General features: G+C 64.8%; 17 protein-coding genes. 12 read left to right on the top strand and 5 right to left on the bottom strand.

Features of this window, described 5'->3' with window-relative positions; genetic code table 11:
* Positions 1 to 44: 44 nt before the first annotated feature.
* The 4 genes from ACQR1W_RS02690 to gspD all read right to left on the bottom strand — a co-directional run bounded on the left by ACQR1W_RS02690 (position 45) and on the right by gspD (position 5,658).
* The gene (locus tag ACQR1W_RS02690) at positions 45 to 239 is read right to left on the bottom strand and encodes a hypothetical protein (protein ID WP_434849361.1); all 195 of its coding nucleotides are present in this window, start codon (positions 237 to 239) and stop codon (positions 45 to 47) included.
* A gap of 166 nt (positions 240 to 405) precedes the next feature.
* Positions 406 to 2,532: a hypothetical protein gene (locus tag ACQR1W_RS02685; protein ID WP_434849360.1), complete on the bottom strand. Its 2,127-nt coding sequence runs from the start codon at positions 2,530 to 2,532 to the stop codon at positions 406 to 408.
* Between the two features lie 266 nt (positions 2,533 to 2,798).
* Positions 2,799 to 3,311 carry a tetratricopeptide repeat protein gene (locus ACQR1W_RS02680; protein WP_434849359.1) on the bottom strand — a complete coding sequence of 171 codons (513 nt, stop codon included), beginning with the start codon at positions 3,309 to 3,311 and terminating at the stop codon, positions 2,799 to 2,801.
* Position 3,312: 1 nt separating this feature from the next.
* Entirely contained in the window at positions 3,313 to 5,658 is a 2,346-nt protein-coding gene (gene gspD / locus ACQR1W_RS02675; protein ID WP_434849358.1) for a type II secretion system secretin GspD, read from the bottom strand.
* A gap of 298 nt (positions 5,659 to 5,956) precedes the next feature.
* Between gspD and ACQR1W_RS02670 the strand changes: the two genes are divergently transcribed.
* From ACQR1W_RS02670 to ACQR1W_RS02625, 10 genes are read left to right on the top strand one after another with little or no spacing between them, the layout of a single operon-like run.
* Positions 5,957 to 7,636, top strand: coding sequence for a GspE/PulE family protein (locus tag ACQR1W_RS02670; protein WP_434849357.1), 1,680 nt, complete (start codon positions 5,957 to 5,959; stop codon positions 7,634 to 7,636).
* 8 nt (positions 7,637 to 7,644) lie between these two features.
* The gene (locus ACQR1W_RS02665; RefSeq protein WP_434849356.1) at positions 7,645 to 8,853 is read left to right on the top strand and encodes a type II secretion system F family protein; all 1,209 of its coding nucleotides are present in this window, start codon (positions 7,645 to 7,647) and stop codon (positions 8,851 to 8,853) included.
* A gap of 11 nt (positions 8,854 to 8,864) precedes the next feature.
* Positions 8,865 to 9,359 (top strand): type II secretion system major pseudopilin GspG, encoded by a 495-nt coding sequence (gene gspG, locus ACQR1W_RS02660; RefSeq protein ID WP_434849355.1) that lies wholly within the window; start codon positions 8,865 to 8,867, stop codon positions 9,357 to 9,359.
* Positions 9,360 to 9,365: 6 nt separating this feature from the next.
* Entirely contained in the window at positions 9,366 to 9,830 is a 465-nt protein-coding gene (locus tag ACQR1W_RS02655) for a pilus assembly FimT family protein (RefSeq protein WP_434849354.1), read from the top strand.
* Positions 9,811 to 10,215, top strand: a complete 405-nt coding sequence (locus ACQR1W_RS02650) for a PulJ/GspJ family protein (protein ID WP_434849353.1) — start codon at positions 9,811 to 9,813, stop codon at positions 10,213 to 10,215. The genes ACQR1W_RS02655 and ACQR1W_RS02650 overlap by 20 nt, the downstream gene beginning before the upstream one ends.
* Entirely contained in the window at positions 10,212 to 10,955 is a 744-nt protein-coding gene (locus ACQR1W_RS02645; RefSeq protein ID WP_434849352.1) for a PulJ/GspJ family protein, read from the top strand. Before ACQR1W_RS02650 ends, ACQR1W_RS02645 begins: the two co-directional genes overlap by 4 nt.
* Positions 10,955 to 11,875, top strand: coding sequence for a general secretion pathway protein GspK (locus ACQR1W_RS02640; protein WP_434849351.1), 921 nt, complete (start codon positions 10,955 to 10,957; stop codon positions 11,873 to 11,875). Before ACQR1W_RS02645 ends, ACQR1W_RS02640 begins: the two co-directional genes overlap by 1 nt.
* Before the next feature lie 5 nt (positions 11,876 to 11,880).
* Positions 11,881 to 12,954 carry a PilN domain-containing protein gene (locus ACQR1W_RS02635; RefSeq protein ID WP_434849710.1) on the top strand — a complete coding sequence of 358 codons (1,074 nt, stop codon included), beginning with the start codon at positions 11,881 to 11,883 and terminating at the stop codon, positions 12,952 to 12,954.
* A complete protein-coding gene (gspM, locus tag ACQR1W_RS02630) occupies positions 12,951 to 13,511 on the top strand; it encodes a type II secretion system protein GspM (protein WP_434849350.1) in 561 nt (186 codons plus the stop codon). Before ACQR1W_RS02635 ends, gspM begins: the two co-directional genes overlap by 4 nt.
* Before the next feature lie 11 nt (positions 13,512 to 13,522).
* Positions 13,523 to 14,221, top strand: coding sequence for a hypothetical protein (locus ACQR1W_RS02625; RefSeq protein WP_434849349.1), 699 nt, complete (start codon positions 13,523 to 13,525; stop codon positions 14,219 to 14,221).
* A 2-nt stretch (positions 14,222 to 14,223) separates the two neighbouring features.
* Here the strand turns inward: ACQR1W_RS02625 and ACQR1W_RS02620 are convergent, their stop codons facing one another.
* Complete coding sequence (locus ACQR1W_RS02620; protein WP_434849348.1) at positions 14,224 to 14,703, bottom strand: prepilin peptidase; 480 nt, start codon at positions 14,701 to 14,703, stop codon at positions 14,224 to 14,226.
* Between the two features lie 276 nt (positions 14,704 to 14,979).
* Between ACQR1W_RS02620 and ACQR1W_RS02615 the strand changes: the two genes are divergently transcribed.
* Together ACQR1W_RS02615 and ACQR1W_RS02610 are read left to right on the top strand one after the other, a co-directional pair.
* Complete coding sequence (locus tag ACQR1W_RS02615; RefSeq protein ID WP_434849347.1) at positions 14,980 to 17,028, top strand: alkaline phosphatase family protein; 2,049 nt, start codon at positions 14,980 to 14,982, stop codon at positions 17,026 to 17,028.
* 136 nt (positions 17,029 to 17,164) lie between these two features.
* Positions 17,165 to 17,833, top strand: coding sequence for a hypothetical protein (locus ACQR1W_RS02610; RefSeq protein ID WP_434849346.1), 669 nt, complete (start codon positions 17,165 to 17,167; stop codon positions 17,831 to 17,833).
* Positions 17,834 to 17,872 lie beyond the last annotated feature (39 nt).

Genomic DNA, 17,872 nt, shown 5'->3' with positions numbered 1-17,872 from the left:
CTGCACGGGCCAAGCCGGAGAGCGAGATCGATTGGTGCAGCAGGCTACAGGCGGGAGCTATAGCGTGTCGGGGCGCCAGTCATTGCGTTTTGTTCGGCGGCCCGCACTGTGGCCAGCCGGTCCTTGGCGCGTTCCTCGATCAACAGCCTGATCAGCGCCAGCCGCTTCGGTTCGTCGACCGCCTGCGCCAACAATCTTCGGTAGCGTTCGTAGTCGAACCCTTGATCCCGGCTCTGCATGAGGCGCCCCCGCGCACGAATCGCAAGGGCGAAGTGTTCTCCTTTGCTCCGGGTGCAGCAAGCGCCGGCAACGCGCCGCGCGACGGTTGTCCCCAGGATTGGGACGCAAACGAGCCCGCCGGTCGAAGCCGGCGGGCTCGCCAACATGAGGGCCGCAGCCTCAGAGTCAGTTCGTGAAGGCGCGACCGATGGTGGCTTCGGCCTTGACCTCCTCGATCAGGATGCGGGCGCGCACGCCGAGGTCAATTGCGGTCCCCAGATCGACCGGTCGATTGCGGAACGCGGCGTCGTTCAGCGCGGTCTTGATGGCGGCGGCCAGGCTGTCACGGCGAGCCGTGACATCGGCGATCCGCTTCAGATACCGCGCATAGGACTTGTCGGTGCCGGTGACCGCGCCGTTCGACCAGACGAGGCTGGCGCGGCCAAGCTGGCCGACCGGAGCATTGAGCTGCTTGTAGACCTCGGCAAGCTCAGTGAACGCCTCCGTGCGGCCGCGAATGCCCTGCGGCAATGCGCGGTCCTGGATCCACTCGGCAATGACGCGGCCCTCGGAAACGTAGTCGTCCGTGAGCCCGACCAGGGCTATCAGTGTCGGCCTGATATCGGCGTGGTCGGTGAAGTCGGAGTCGTGCCGGCCGAGCTGCCGCACCCCGGGGCCGACCATCGCGACCCAGGTCCGCGTGATGTCCTTCTGATAGTCGCCATGGTTCCAGGCGAAGTTCGGACCGACGAAGACACAGTCGGACTGGGTGGCGCATGCGCCGCCGCTGCCGGTGGCGAAGAAGTAGTTCTCGTTGCCGAACATCGTGAGCGTCGGCGTGCGCGCGGCACTCGACGTCACCATGTGCAGGAGCTTCATCTCGGCCTGATCGGCCTGCAGGCTGGACAGCTTATCGATCGCGCCTGTCATCGGGTTGGTGGCAACCAGCGCGTCGAGATCGTGCTCCATGGTGCGGACCACGGTGTCGGCGGGGGCCGGGTTGCCGTTGATGTAGATCGTCGGCGCATCATCGGAGTGAACCGAGAACGTCGTTGCATTGGCCCGCTGGGTCAGCAGCAGGCGATTGAGCGTGACGTTGATCTCGCCCTTCTGGCCGGCCGCGTAAGTGCACGGGATATTGACGCCATCGCAATTCGCCGGCGTCGGCGCGCCGCCGACAAAATGGTCGTTCTCGTCGGGGGTGACGGTGAACAGCGTGTTCTCCTTGGTGATTCCGTCGGCCGCCAGGCGCGCGAAGAACTTGCCGAAGGCGGTATCGTAGGCCTTCAGCTGCGTCACATAGCCGGCTTCGCCCGGACCGAAGGTGCCGGAGCCAAAGCGGTTGTCATGGGCGTCGGCGATATAGACGTAGATAACCTGGACGCCGGCCTCGAGCATGGTGGCCGCGTAGCCGAGCGACTGCGTGGCCAGCGGACTGAACGCGTTCGGGAAGCCCGGGCGGCCGAACTGGTCGGCGATCACATTGCCGTCGAGATCCTTGATCGCGCCGCTCGGCGAGATCACCGGCTGCACGTTGATATTGCCGAACAGTCCCTTGAACCCGGCGTATCCGCCGGGCTCGTCCGGCAGCGGGTCATTGGCGGCAAAGCCATTGTTGCAGAGCGGGCTGTTGAGGCCGCAATGAACCGCAATGCCGAGATAATCCGTCGTCGGCTGCTGCCTGACGGTGGCACTTGTGGACGCGAGCTGCTGGCGCACCGCGACATCAGTCGGGCTGCCCGCGCCGTAGAAGGTGGTCACGTCGTCAGGCACACGCTCGAACTCGATATTGGCCACCGAGAAGGCGCCGACATCGCAGCCTGCGCGGGTGAACGGCACCCAAGGCGCGGGCGCGGTCTTGCCGCGCTCGTCAAGCATCTGCGGCTTGCCGTCGCCACCTGCGGCAGTCCAGTACAGGAACGAGCTGCTGAAGCCGACGCTGCCGTCGGCCTTGAAGAAGCCGTAGCTGTTGGACACCGGAATGCCGTTGCGGTCGCCATAGACGCCGGTCAGCGCGGTCACGATGTCATGCGCGGTGTGCGAGATCAGCGGGGTGTGGTGATTGCCCGAGATCGTGCCGTTGTTCTGCAGGAAATTGAGCAGGTTTGGCATCTGCTCCAGATCCGATGGAACGTTGGGATTGTCGCGACGCAGATGCACGTTGTCGAACACGATGTTGACGACATGCTTGATCTGGCCGCCCGGCGAATTGAGCCGGCACGCTGCCGAGGCGGATTGGGAACCTGTAGTGAGCAAGGCGACGCCAAAGGCGAGCCCCACAGCCATCCTGATTTTTGATCTCGTTCGTCTCATGAGCCTCTCTCCCGAGTCGGCCGCAACCAAAAGTGGGGCAATCGCCGACGCCCGCCGATTATGTTTCGGATTGTTTCGAGGCTTTGATAGTTCGGTAACGTTTGCGCGTCGCGGGTATGAAACGCCGCTTATGTCGACAGAAACTCTCATGTGGAGTTGGCAAAAGCGTCACACGCGCGTCAACGACGCATCGCCGCATCGTCCGTTACCACCGAGGGAACGGTGCTCATCGACACCTCAATCGGAGGACCAGGCGGTCGCTTGGATCAGGGCTGACCCGGCACCCACGCCAGGGCAAGGTGCTGCCCTTCGGCGATCTGCGCGGCGGACATCTTGAACGCCACCGCGTTGCGCAGCCGCAAGTAATAGTCGCGATCGCGCCGCGCGGCGCGGGCCGCGCCGAGGTTGAGCCACTTATAGGCCAGCACGAAGTCCTGCGGGACGCCATGACCCTTGTCGTACATCAGGCCGAGCATGACCTGACCGAACGGATTGCCGCAGATCGCCGCCTGCATGTAGAGGTCGGCAGCGGCCACATAGGCCTGCGGTGCACCATAGCCGTTCTCATACATGAAGCCGAGAAACGATTGCGCCTTGGCGTCGCCGCGCAATGCCAGCGGGGTCAGGAGCCGGACCGCCGTCAGATAATCGCCGCGGGAGTAGGCGGCGGTCGCGCGCGACACGCTATCGGCCCGCGCCGGCGCGATCGAGCCGAAGGCCCATGCGAAAGCAAACAGGCCGACAAGCAATGCGGCGAGGCGGCGGTTGGTCCCGGGCATGTCAGCGAACCGTATGCATGTTGAGATCGTTGGTGCTCGCTCCGACGCTGCCGCGCAGCTTCGACCGCAGCTCCTCGGCAATATGATGGGCATCAGTGCCGTTGCGAATGATCTGGGGCCGGATGAAGATGATCAGCTCGGTGCGCGTGCCCTTCTTGTCCTGGGCGCCGAAGGCATCACCAAAATAGGGAATCTCATCCAGGACCGGAATGCCGTTGCGGCTGCCGTTCTGCTGCTCGCTGATCAGGCCCGCGAGCAGGACGGTCTGGCCTGAGGTCACAGAGATCGAGCTCTTGACCCGCCGCTCGGAAACGGTCGGCGTCAAAGTCGAACTGCTCGTCGGTGAGACGTTGCTGATCTCCTGTTCGACATCCAGTCGAACACCTCCGTTGGCATTGATGCGCGGCGACACCCGCAGGATGATACCGGTGTTGCGATAGTCGATGGTGTTGACGACCGTGTTGCTGGAGCTGAGCACCGTGGCGCTGCCGGTCGATACCGGGACGACGTCGCCGACCTGCAAGGTCGCGGCCTGATTGTTGATCACGACCAGCGAGGGGTTCGACAGGACCTTGACGCTGGTGACCGCGTGCAGCGCATCCAGAATGGCCTTCGGGTTCGACTCCGATCCGATCAGGAAGTTGAAGCCGGGGAAGGCGCGATTGATCAGGGCGTTTGTGACCGTCGACACCGCGCCGGTGGCCGTATCAGTGGTCGTTGTCGTCGTCGGAGCCGAGGTCGACTGCGTATTCAGAAGCGAGTTCTGCTTGCTGGTAATATAGAACTGAACTCCGTAGCTGAGTTCGTTGGTCAGCGTGACTTCCGCGATGGTCGCGTCGATGGCGACCTGCAGCGGCGGCTGATCGAGCTGCTGGAGCGTCGCCTCGATGATCTTGTAGTTGGCTTGATCGGCATAAATCAGCAGCGAGTTGTTGACCACGTCGGCCGTGATACGGACGCCCTGCAGCAGGGGCTGTCCGTTGCCGCCCGTCCCGCTGCGGCTGTCGAGGGCGCCGCCACTCCCGCTCGCGCTGGCCTGGTTGGCGCTTGCCGAGGGCGAGGGGCTGAAGCCTGACATGCCGCCTCCGGAAGCGCCGGACTGCCGCGAGCCGAAGCCGCTCGGCTGCGAGGATGACGACGAGTTCGTGTTCAGAGACAGCCGCTCCGCCGCGCTCGACGACGAGGTCGATCCCGAGCCGGGTGCCAGCTGATTGTCGGCGCTGTCGAGCGAGGACGAGGAGGAGCTGCCCACGAACATGTCGTTGAGCACGCGCGCGATCTGCTTGGCCTCGCCATACTTGACCTGATAGACGCGGACGCTGTTCCGGGCCGAGTCCTCGCGGTCGAGCCGTCTGATCCAGTTCGCCGCGGTCTGCAGCAGCGCCGGCTTGCGGCTGACCACCATCACCGCGTTCATCCGGGCCACGGCCTGGAATTTGACCACGCCCTGGCTCAGCCCGGCCTCGCCGGAATCCATGATCTTTTCGAGCTCGGCGATCAGCGGCTCGGGTGCGCTGTTGTTGAGCGGATAGATTCCGACCGACTGGCCGCGCATCCAATCGACGTCGAAGCTCATCGCGGTCTCGACCGCATTGCGACGCTCCGCGCCGGTGCCCTGGATCAGGAGCAGGTTGCGGGTGGAATCGGCGCGTACGCTGCCCGGCTTGGTGGCGAAGGAGTCCATCAGCTTCAGGATCGTTGGCGCCGATACATACTGCAGCGGGACCACTGAGACGCCGTAGCCGGGCTCCGGGGTCGCCGCTGCCGAATCGACCCGGCCGGCTCCGACGGCATCGCCGAGCGGCGTCAATCGATAGCCGGTGGAATCGTGGATCAGCACCACGCCGCTCAGACGCAACGCATTCTCCAGCACGAAGACGATGTCCGATTTCGGCACCGGGCGGACCGAGACCAGGCTGACCGTCCCCTGCACGCGCGGATCGATGGTATAGCCGGTGCCGAGGATATCGCCGAGCACCACCTTGGCCACGGTGCCGACGGGCGTGTTTTCGAAGTTGAGGTCATAGCCGCCGCCGTTTGCGACCGGGCGCGGCGGCACGTCGCCGATATCGTTGACCTCGGTGCCCTCGTAGACGGCAGCGCGGCTGTTACGCTGAGCCGCGGCGTTCTGAGAGCCGCCCACACCCTCCGCCTGACGCGGCATGATGTCGAGCGAGCGAATCTTGTCGAGCGGATCGACATCGCCCGGCGCCACCGTGCCGACGGTCGCCGAATTACAAGCAGCCAGCAGCGTCAGGACACCCAACACAGCCGCGATCGTGAGAGCTCTGAAACAGAGAGAGTCCGTGGTCGCCTGGGACCGGCGCTGATTGCCGACACGCACCATACTTTTAGCCGATCCCCAACTCAAAAAACGCGCTTCCCCCCAGCGGCGCGAAGGCGAGCCGTGGAGTGCCGAATGCCTAGCGCGGCAATATGACAGAGTCATTAGACAGATTCATTAGAGCGCAGTCCCATGGCACGGATCAAGTGCCAGTGTGGCTTTCCCGCATTGCGGTGGCGGAACCGATCGGTTTCGTACGGGCGTCACATTCGCCATTGATAAGCGTGGCTCCGGCGATCCGCGGCTGATAGACTGCCCGCGCCGCACCCGCTCACACCACGCAGTGCGACTGGAAAAACGCATGACCGGTCATCAGCCATTGCCGTTTGTCGAGCATCTTCGCCGGATGCGACACCTCAAGGCGGCAGCTGCGGCTGACGATGCCGGCGCGGGTGGAAATCCGTCGGTAAAACTATGGGAATTGACCGACCTGTCGGCCAATGAGTTCGCCGAGGAGGCGGCCCGGTTCTACGGCCTTGACCGTGTTGCATTGCAAGAACTTCTGGCCGCCGAGCCGCTGGTCGCACCTTTCTCGCAGCGCTTCCTGCGGGAGACTCTGCTGTTTCCATATCGATCGGCCGGTGGCTCCGTTGTTCTCGCGATTGCGGATCCGACTGATCAGGCCGCCAGACGTGCGGCCGAGATTGTGCTGGGAACTGATTTCGCCCTCAAGGTCGCATCCTTCGAAGATCTGTCGATCGTGCTGGACCGGCGGCTTGCCGACGATGGCAATGAGGTAGGGCAGGGCGAGTCCGAGGGGCTGCCGCAGCTTCGCGAAGACGACATCGAAAGCCTGCGCGACCTCGCCAGCGGCGCTCCCGTCGTCCGCGCTGTCAACGATCTCTTGGAAAAGGCCGTCGAGCTCCGGGCGAGCGACATTCATATCGAGCCGTTCCAGAGCGGCCTTGTTGTGCGTCTGCGAATCGACGGCTTGTTGCGGCCGGTGCCCGCGCCCGCCGGCGTGCTGCCGCAAGCCGTCATTTCGCGCATCAAGATCATCGCCAGCCTCAACATTGCCGAGCGGCGATTGCCGCAGGACGGCGCGGCCCGGCTGCGGATCGGCCGTACCGATATCGACATCCGCGTTGCCATCATGCCGGCGCAGCACGGCGAATCCGCCGTCATTCGCATCCTGCCCAAGGATCGCGGGCTGCTGGTGGTCGACAAGCTCGGCTTTTCGCCACCCGACGAGGTCAAGCTGCGCCGGCTGCTCAAGCTGCCGCACGGCATGATCGTCATCACCGGGCCGACTGGCAGCGGCAAGACCACGACGCTCGCCACCATCCTGTCGATCCTCAACGAGCCGAGCCGCAAGATCCTGACGATCGAGGATCCGGTCGAATATGAAATTCCCGGCGTCAATCAGTCCCAAGTCAAGCCGGCGATCGGGCTGACCTTTGCAACAGCGCTACGCTCATTCGTGCGTCAGGATCCGGATGTGATCATGGTCGGCGAGGTCCGCGATGCCGAGACCGCCCATGTCGCGGTGCACGCGGCGCTGACCGGCCACTTGGTGCTAACCACGCTGCACACCGAGACCGCCGCCGCGGCGCTGCCGCGCCTGCTTGATCTCGGCGTCGAGGCCTATCTGTTGCGCTCGACCTTGCGGGCGGTGATCGCACAGCGCCTGGTCCGGCAGCTCTGCGAGCGCTGCAAGACAGCACAGCCGCTGACGGAGGCGGATTTTGCGGAGGATCCGCGGCTTCCCGCCTTGGGCTTGCGGCTCGGCGAAATCACCTACCATCCGCGCGGCTGCGAGCGTTGTGGCGGCACCGGCTATCGCGGACGGCTCGGCGTGTTCGAAGTGCTCGAGGTCGACAATGAGCTGCGCGGCCTGATCGGAGAGAAGACCGACGGTCACAAGATCGACCAGGCGGCCATTCGGGCCGGCATGACGACCATGCTCGACGACGGTCTCGCCAAGTGCCGCGCAGGGCTGACGTCCCCGTCCGAAATCCTCCGGGTCACGACTGCGCGCTGAGGTGAACCGTGCCCAATTTCCGCTATCGCGCGCTCACGCAAAACGGCGAGATCGTCCACGGCACGCTCTCGGCGCCGAGCGCGCGTGAGGTTGCGGCACGGATCGAATATCTGCGGTTGCTGCCGATCGAGACGATCGAGGATAAGAAGCCATCTTCTTCCGCAGGCTTCGGCCTGCTCAACCGGCCGAGCGCCGCCGAGGTCACCACCTTTACCCGGGACCTGGCGCTGCTGCTTCGCGCGGGTGCGCGTCTCGATGACGCGCTCGAACTGCTTGCCGGAGATGCCGATGTCGGCCGGCTTCGTCCCGTGGTCGCCAAGTTGCGGGCCTCGTTGTTGAGCGGCGAAAGTTTTGCGGACGCGGTTGCCGGGCATCCGGAGCTGTTCCCGGCGATGTATGTGGCGCTGGTCCGCGTCGGCGAAGTCTCCGGCACGCTCGATCAGGTGCTGGAAGCCCTCGGTGCGGAGCGTGCCCGCGCCGAGCAGACGCGCCGCAAGCTGACCGATGCCATGCAATATCCTGTCTTTGTGCTGATCGCAGCCATCGGCGTGATGCTGTTCTTCATTCTGGTCGTGCTGCCGCAATTCTCCTCCGTGCTGCAGGATTTCGGCGGCAAGTCCGATACTGCGCTCGGCTTCTTCATCGGCCTGTCGGACGCGATGCGTGCCAATGCCACGGAGCTCTTGCTCGGGACTGCAGCGGTGATCGCCACGGTCTGGTGGCTGCTGCGAAGACCCGCCACCCGGGTGGCGATCGTCGGCGCGATCGCACGCGTTCCGGGGATCGCCGGCATCTTTCAGTTCTACCGGACCAGCCTGTTCTGCCGGAACCTTGGCGTTCTGCTCGCCAGCGGCGTCAGCCTGACGGCGACCTTGCGCATTCTGATTGACATCATGGCCGTCACCGGAAACGTGGCGGCATGGTCGGCCGCGGCAGAGCGGGTGAGACATGGCGGCAAGCTCTCGGACGCCCTGTCGGCCGGCAGCAGCCTGCCGCCGATGGCGGTGCGAATGCTGCGGCTTGGCGAGGAGACCGGCCAGCTGCCGGCGCTCGCGGGCCGTGTTGCGGAGTTCTACGAGGCCAAGCTGCAGCGCAGCCTCGATCGCGTCGTGGCCATCATCGGCCCGCTCGCGATCATTACGATCAGCACGGTCGTCGGCGGATTGATCGTCTCGGTGATGACCGCGCTTCTGTCGGTTACCCAGCTCGTGGGATGAAGGGGAAGGCAATGTCGAAACAGAACTCTGCCGGATGGCTGAAGCGATACGGCACCAAGAAGGGCGCAAAGGCGCGTGCGGGAGAAGCGGGCTTCACGCTGGTCGAGATGCTGGTGGTGATCACCATCATCGGCCTGATCATGGGGCTGATCGGCCCGCGCGTGCTGAACTATCTGAGCGAGTCCAAGGTCAAGGCGGCGAAGATCCAGATGCAGAGCTTCGCCAGCGCGCTCGATCTCTACAATCTCGACACCGGCCGCTATCCGTCCTCGGCGGAAGGCCTTGCCGCGCTGGTGCGGCCGACCGGAGGCGGAGCCTGGAACGGGCCGTATCTGAAGGGCGGCAGCCTGCCCAACGACCCCTGGAACCACGCTTACATCTATCGCGCGCCGGGCGAACACGGCCCCTATGACATCGTCTCGCTCGGCTCCGACGGCCAGGAGGGCGGCACCGGCACAGCGGCCGATCTCTCGCTTGATCACCTCACTGCTTCGGCGACGAATTGAACGACCATGACGAAGGCTGATCAGCACGGTTTCACACTGCTGGAGATGGTGTGCGTGCTCGCGCTCATCGCTCTGGTCGCGGCCGTGCTGCTGCCCTTTGTGCCGCGCCAGACGTCGCGCGCACGGCTGCAGGCCTATGCGCTTCAGGCGGCCACGCTGCTGAAGATCGACCGCAGCGCTGCGATCCGGCGCCAGCGGGACGTGGCGACCCTGGTCGACCCGCATGCGCGTGCCATCCGCTCGGGCGCAAGCCGCGAGACGCTGCGCATTCCCGACGACGTCCGCTTCGATGCCATCCTGCCGCAGACCTGCCGCAACCGCGCGGCGCTCTCCACCATCAGCTTCTTCGCGGACGGTATGTCCTGCGGCGGTGCAATCGCCCTCAGCCGGCTCGATACGACCTACGAGGTTCGCGTCAACTGGCTGACCGGCAGAGTTGAGATTTCGTCCCGTGTCCCGCTCGCCAATTGACCGGCCTGATGCCGGCTTCACGATCATCGAGGTGCTGATCGCACTTGCGATCGTCGCCGTCTCGATCGTCGCGATCGGGCAGGTGATGTCGACCAATGCCCGCGGCGTGCGCGCGCTGGAGAACCATGTCGCCCTGGTGCAGTCGGCGCAAACCGTGCTTGCGACGGCGATCCCGCAGCGCAGCGCGCTTGCCCCCGGCACCCTGAACGGCCGCACCGGCGATGCGCGCTGGCAGATCGACATCGGTCCGGTCGGCGATGACTGGATCGTGGACAAGGATGATGTGAATTGGATTCCCGAGCTGGTCAAAGTGCGGGTCCGTGGTCCGGCCGGTGGAATGATCACGCTCGAGACCGTTCGTCTGATGCCGAAGCCGAAGCAATGAGCTGGAACGTCGACCATCCTGCCGAGCGCCCCGGCGAGCGGGGATTCAGCCTGATCGAGGCGCTGGTAGCGCTCGCGTTGATCGGGCTGGTGTTGTCGGCGCTGGCCACGGTCACCGCACAATGGCTGCCGAACTGGAACAGGGGTGTCGATCGCGTCCAGCGCAGTGAGCTGGTCGGCATCGCGATGCAGCGCATGGCGGCGGATCTTGCCGCGGCGGAATTTGTCTCGCCCTCGCGCGATGTCCGTAAGCCGCTGTTCGATGGCTCGGCGTTGGCTGTCACCTTCGTGCGCACGGCAATTGGCCCGAATGCCGGTCCTGGTCTCGACGTCGTCAGGATTGCGGAGACCGTGGACGCAGGCCGGCTGGTGATGGTCCGCTCCCGCGCGTCATTTGCCCCGCTCCCCCAGGGCGCCTCGCTCTCCGAGGCCATCCATACCCGCGATCCCGTCGTGCTGCTGACGCCGCCGTTCCGCCTGTCCTTCGCCTATGCTGGCGTCGATCGCGTGTTCCGCGACAGCTGGCATGAGAACGACCGATTGCCGTCCGCGATCAGGCTCACCGTTCGCGACGCGGCCAGCGAGCGCGTTCTCGCGGTGTCAACGGTCACGCCGATTCATGTCGAGGCACCCGCGTCAGGCGGCTTGTCGGAGGATGGCGGCAAGTCAGACAAGGACAAGAAGGCGACTGACGACGGCAAGACGACGACGGGCGCCGCCGCCAAGCAGGGAGGCTCGTGATGGTGCGCCCAACCAGCGTTGCCGCCTGTCATCGCCATCGCGCCGAGCGCGGCTTCGTGCTCGTCGCCGTGTTGTGGATCCTTGCCGCGCTCGCCGCGCTCGCGACCATTTTCTCCGCCTTTCTGGCCAACTCGGCGCGCGCCATTGCCGTCAACGACAATGCGCTGCAGGCGCAAGCGCTGGTGTCGGCGGCCGTGGAATTGACCGCCTATAAGCTGGCATCATCCGGCGAGAGCCCGCCGGCGCACGGCGCCTTCCATGCCAGGCTGAACGGGGCCGAGATGTCCGTCAGTTTCACCTCGGAAACCGCCCGCATCGATCTCAACAATGCGCCCAAGGAGCTCCTGTCCGGCCTGATGACCGTGCTTGGCGCCCCGCCGGAGAATGCAAAGGACTACGCCGACCGGATCGTCGGATGGCGGACCCGCGCTGCACCCGGCAGTGCCGCAGGTGGAGAGGATGCGCTCTACCGCGCCGCTGGTCGCTCCTACGGTCCGCGCCAGGCGCCCTTCGCCCATATCAATGAACTCGCGCTCGTGCTCGGGCTGCCTCCGGCGCTGGTCGAGCGGGCGCTTCCGTTCGTGACGGTGTTCAGCGGCTCGGCCGGCGTGGACGTGATCAACGCCAAGCCGGAGGTGATTGCCGCGCTGCCCGGCATGACGCCGCTGATCCTCAAGCAGTTTCTCGCCGATCGCGATAGTCTGGGCAACGATCCCCAGGCCATCGCGCGGGCGCTCGGCGAGGCCAAGGCCAGCGCCAGCCAGGACAAATGCGATGTCTACCGTATCCTGATCCGGCTTCAGAAGGACAACTGGCAGACGGCCTCGGAAGTCGTGATTGGCTTAAAGAGCGCAGGTAATCCCTACCGCGTGCTGGCGTGGCGCGACGGGATCGGTACCATCGGCGGACGGGAGTTGTGAGTGCGATGCTGGCGGAACTGAAAGAGCTGTTCGCAACCTGGATCGCAGCCGTGGCGGCGGCTGTTGAGGCGGTCATGGATCGCCTGGCATCGCGGCGCCGGGTGGTCCTGCAGGAAATCGATGACGACAGTTTCACGGCGCGGCTCGGTTCGGTGGCGAAGGGCGCGGGGCTTCGCCCCGTCTCATTCCGGCTGACACCACATGGACGTCCTGAGCCGCCGTTGTCGCCACAATGGCGCGCAGCGCTCCGCAGCAGCGTCGTCGAGGTCCAGATGCGGCCGGATCAGGTGTTGTTCCGCGAAGTCGATTTCCCGAAACAGGCGGCCGATTTCCTCGATGGCATGGTTCGGGCCCAGATCGATCGGCTGACGCCGTGGGCAGCAGGTGAAGCTGTCTATGGTCTGACCCCGCCGCAGCCGGGCTCCCACGATCGCATCGTGCTGATGCTGGCTGCGACCGCGCGCGCAAAAATTCAGCCGCTGGTCGATCTCGCGGCAGGGCTCGGCGCAGCATCGATCTCCGGCGTTGTCACGGTACCGGCGGACGAGACAGCGGGAACGACCATTCGCCTGTTCAATACACGGCTCGCGCAGGCCGGCCGCTTCGCCATCAGCATTCCTAGGCTGTTGCGCGGACTACTGATCGGCGGCGGCGTTGCGGCCGCCGCGAGTTTCGCGGTCTCCGCCTATCTCGGCGCGAGGCTCGATACCGAACTCCAGGACGTGCAACAGCGGCTCAACCAGCGCCGCGCGGCGCTGCGCCTCAACCAGGGGACGAGTTCCGCCGAACTGTTGCTGGCCCAGCGCAAGCGGAGTTCGGCCTCGAGCGTCATGGTGCTCGAAGCGCTGTCGCGCGCGCTGCCCGACAGCACCTACACGACGGAGCTGCGGATCGAGGGCGACAAGATGCAGGTGGTCGGCTTGACGCAGGATGCGCCGTCGCTGATCCGTCTGCTGGAGCAATCGCCGCAATTCACCCGCGCCACCTTCTTTGCGCCGACCACCCGCGCGGCGGAAGATCCGGGCGAGCGTTTTCATATCGAAGCGCATATCACGCCGTATTTCGGGTCGGGCTCATGAACCAGAACGCAACGCTTGCGAAAGTCCTGGCGCGGCCCTGGCCCGCCGCGATGGCCTATTTTGGCGTGATGCTCTTCTTCCTGTTCGTCGTCGCGAGTTCCGTGACCGACCTGGTGGGGCGTCGTGCCAGCGTTGCCGCAACGACGGCCATGCTCGAGCAGCTTGAAGGGCGCAAACCGGCCTTTGCGCGCGGACGCAGCGGCGATGTCGCGGCACCATCGGGGTCGCCATTCCTGGAAGGTGCTACCGTCACCGTGGCCGGCGCTGCGTTGCTTCAACGCGTCACCGGCGCGATCACTAGGCTGGGCGGCAACGTGCAGTCCTCCCAGATCGATCTGCAGGGGACTCAGTCCAAGACCGGTTTCATCACCATGATCGCGAGCTGCGACATCGATCAACCCGGACTGCAGCGGCTGCTGTATGATATCGAGGCGGGCATGCCGTTCCTGTTTATCGATCAGCTGGTGGTGCAGTCGCCCTCGAACCTGGCCAATACAGGTGAGGGCAAGCTGCGGATCCTGGTCGCCGTCTCCGGACAATGGCAGGGCGCGAAATGAGGGAAGGCCGGATGATGCTCCGAGGAAAGCCAAGACTGGTGCTGCTGCTCGCCGCCGCGCTCAGCCTTTCGGCATCGCGCACGGCGCTATCGGTCTCGGCCTCCGACTCCGAGCTGGAGCTTGATCCCACGCGGCAGGCGGACGGGCCGGCGACACCTTCGGTCTGGGATCCTCCATCGGCTTCGGCGCCAGCATCAGCATCAGCAACGGCGCCGGTTCGGCCGCAGCCGGCGGCGGCTGAACGTGCCGTCAGCGCCAATCCGCTCTGGGCCATTCCGCTGGCGACCTTGTCGAACACGCGCGAGCGGCCGATCTTTTCCGCCTCGCGACGACCGCCGCCGCCTCCCGAAGCACCCGTTGCGGTCGTCCGCGCGCCGCCACCGCCGCCGAAGCCGCCGCGGGTCGAGCGGCCGCAGCTGTCGCTGGTCGGCACCATCATCGGCGCCGACCAGAGCTTCGGCATCTTCGTCGATCAGAGCACGCGAACGGCGCTGCGTCTGCGTGTCGGCGAAGAGTTCCAGGGCTGGCGCTTGCGGTCGGTCCAGGGGCGCGAGGTCGCGCTCGAGCGCGATCAGCAGACCGTCGTGATCAGCCTTCCGGAGCCGGGCGTCGAGGGCGCCGCGACCTCGGTCGCCGGCCCGGTCCAGGCGGAGAATGCCTTCATCGACGACGAGGCCGATCCGATCCAGCGCCGCCGGCGGCAGCGCTAGCCTCAGTAGAGCCCGTTAAGCCAGTCGGTCTGCTGCAGCGCCAACGTGACCAGCAGGCCGAGCGCCAGAAACGGCCCGAACGGCAGCGCCGTTTGCCGCGTCATCGCCTGGCCGCCCAGTTGGAGGCCGGCCGCGGCGAGCAGGGCGGCGACGGAAGCAACGAGCAGCTGGGTCGGGATTCCCTCCGCTCCCACCCAGAGGGCCGAGGCCGCAAGCAGCTTCACGTCGCCGAGCCCGAGCCCCTGCAGGCCGCGCAGCATGAAATAGAGCCGGCGCAGCAGCCAGATCAGAGCGCCGATGACGATGCCCTCGGCGGCGGCCTGGGCCAGGCCCGACCATCCACCCAGAGCCGCGGCGCGCGCAGCTCCAAGGACAGCGATTGCGAGATTGATCGCGTCAGGAATGATCCCCGCGCGAAAATCGATCCAGGCTAGCGCCAGACACGCACAGCCAAGCAGCAAAAGGCAGAACAATACGAGCATCGCGAGGCATGGGAGGGAAGTTGACGATCCCGTCTGATACACGAGGATCGCCGTCCGGTCTTCCGTCGACTTGTCGAAGTCCCCCGCTCGTCGACATCTCGGACGGCGATCGCTTCGTCACAAAACGGCATTTGAAGTCGATCATAGGCGCATGCGCATCACGGAATTGTTGTTGATTGAGCGGTCGCTTTTTCGCCCATTCATATCACCGAAAACGGTGCGTCACATTGCCCCACTAGATACGCGATGCTAACCGCAAATTCCTTGGGGTCCACAATGATTATTAGCTCTCGAAAGCGCTGGCGCGCCACGACCGCGCTATGTCTTGTTGCAAGCTTTACGATTCAGACGGCAGCCTTTGCGGAAGGAGGCGTCAGCGACTGGGATCGTCGCGAGCATCCGAACCGCCATGCCGTCCAGAGTCTGATCGAAAAGATTCAGGATGACGTCCACAATGCCATCGAAAAGTCCGGCGAGGGCCAGGGCAAGACGACATCGCCGATCAAGCACGTGATCATCCTGATCGGCGAGAACCGCGGGCTTGACCATACGTTTGGCGTCTACAAGCCGAAGGGCAGGGGCCAGACGATCTCCAACCTGTTGTCGAAGGGCATCGTGAACGAAGACGGGACCCCGGGTCCCAACTATGCCAAGGCTCAGCAATATTCGGTTGCAGCGCAGTCGTCGTACTATATCGGCGCGCCTGCGATTTCAAAGTCGCCTTACAACCCTGTCAACGTGATGCCGCAGCCGAACACGGCGGGCACGCCGTCAGCTCCGGCCGATACCAGCCCGCCCTTCAAGACGATCACCGAGGCCAGCGTCGAGAAGGACATGGCGCCGAGCGATCTCGACATCCTGACCACCGGTGCAAGCGGCCTTCCGACCAACGTGCTCGATAGCCGCGTTCCCGGCGCGGGCTTGCTCGCCGGACCATTCCCGCTTCAGGGTCCGCACCTGAGCGACGACGACTACACCGGTGACACGACGCACCGCTTCTACCAGGATTGGCAGCAGGAAGATTGCAGCGTCGCGAGCGTGACCAAGGCCAATAATTCGGGCTGTCTGAACGACCTGTTCCCGTTCGTCATGGCCACCTATTCGGCGACGAACAAGAGCCAGGGCAACGCGATGGGCTTCTACAACGCCCAGCAGGAGCAGGCCCCGATCCTGAAGATGCTCGCCGACCGTTTCACCTTGGGCGACAATTTCCATCAGTCGTTCCACGGCGGCACCGGCGCCAACCACTTCATGCTCGGCACCGGCGATGCGGCGTTTTGGAGCGACGGCAATGGCAATCCGACCACGCCACCCACGGTCGCCAACCCGAACCCGAAAGCGGGGACCGTCAACACCTACACCGTCGACGGCAATTTCAGCAACTGCGCGGACATCAACCAGCCTGGCGTCAAGCCGATCGTCAGCTATCTGGAAAACCTGCCCTACGCCGCCGAACCGAACTGCAAGCCGAACCACTACTACATGCTCAACAACGTCAACCCGGGCTATCTGCCGAATGGCGCGCTTTCGGGTGGCAGCAACCTGCCGCCATCGCCGGTTCGGACGATCGGTGACGCGCTGATCGAGAAGAACATCTCGTGGGCCTATTACGGCGGCGCCTATAATGATGCCGTTGCGCTCGCAAACGCGGCCGTTACGGCCAACCCGACCAGCCCGAACCTCACTGCCGCGGCGCTCGCAGATCCGGCTCATGCGCTCGGGGTGGCGTATTGCCAGATCTGCAATCCGTTCCAATATGCGACCTCGATCATGGCCAATCCGGCGGTGCGCTCGGCGCATGTCAAGGACACCGCCGACCTGATTACCGCGATCAACAACAACGCGCTTCCCGCGGTGTCGTTCGGTAAGCCGGACGGTCTGCTCGACGGTCATCCGCAGAGCTCGAAAGTCGACCTGTTCGAGGCCTATGTGTTGAACATCCTCGGAGCGCTGGACGCCAATCCGAAGCTCAAGGCGGAGACCGCAGTGTTCGTGACCTGGGACGAGGCCGGCGGTTATTGGGACTCCGGCTACACCCAGTCGATCGATTTCTTCGGCGACGGACCGCGTATTCCGATCCTGATCCTGTCTCCCTACACGACCGGCGGTAAGGTCTATCACAACTACGGTGACCACGTGTCGCTGCTCAAATTCATCGAGCGCAACTGGCGGCTGAAGCCGCTGACCAATCGCAGCCGTGACAACCTGCCAAATCCAACCATCGCGAAGAACAATCCGTATGTGCCGACCAACAGCCCGGCGCTGTCGGATCTGTTCGATGCGTTCGACTTCGATCACCCGGTGAGCCAACCCTACACCGAGTGAGCTGCGCTTGAGGCGCGTGAACGCGCGTTTCCGTATCAACTGATACGGCGCCGATCAGGCTTCGGCTTGATCGGCGCCGTTGCGTGCCGATGGACGGCAGCAGTCGTATGAAGCGAGCAGCGGGATGACGTGTCAGATGGCAAGAGCATCGAGGCTGCTGACGATCTGGGCGGCGTTGCTGGCCCTGGTGGTCGGGCAGGAGCCTGCACGGGCACAGGATGCGCGTTCGTTTTCCGCCGACATCATCGGACGCGGGCAGGGCGGTGTGGCCGTTCCGGCCGGCCGGCTGCGCGTGCGCGGCGAGAGGACGCGTCTGGAGACGCCGGCGCTGCCCGATGGTTATTTTCTCACGGATGTTGCCGTTCCGACGGCCTATTTCATTCGTCCCGCCGCCCGCCTTTATATGGATGCGCGGGGATCGAGCCGGTTGACGCGACTGTTCGTCCCTGTCGATCCCAAGGATCCATGCCGCGCATGGCAGGCCATGGCGCAGTTGGCGAATGCCGGGATTGGCGGCGACTGGCAGTGCGCGGACGAAGGCGAGGAGCGCCTCGGAGATCGCCGTGCACTGGCCTATCGCGTGCGCGCCGGTGATCAGCAGCAGTTCATCGGTTGGGTCGATCCACAGCTTCGCTTTCCGCTGCAGATCACGCTTGCCGATGGCATGACCTACACCGTGGAAGCGCTACGCGAAGAGGTGCAGGCCGTCGATCTGTTCGATCTTCCGGCCGGTCTGCGAAAATTCGATCCGGCGGCACTGCTCGAACGAGTCCGCCAGAGCGACGTTTGGGTCGAGGCCCATTAGCAATCGACCGTGCGGCCGTGACGATGTGGATCGCTCGGC

The organism is Bradyrhizobium sp. HKCCYLS1011 (genome assembly GCF_051167795.1).
In the GTDB taxonomy this organism is placed as follows: Bacteria; Pseudomonadota; Alphaproteobacteria; order Rhizobiales; family Xanthobacteraceae; genus Bradyrhizobium.
The sequence above is the reverse complement of the archived record's forward strand: the minus strand, read 5'-3'. Positions and strand labels throughout refer to the sequence as shown.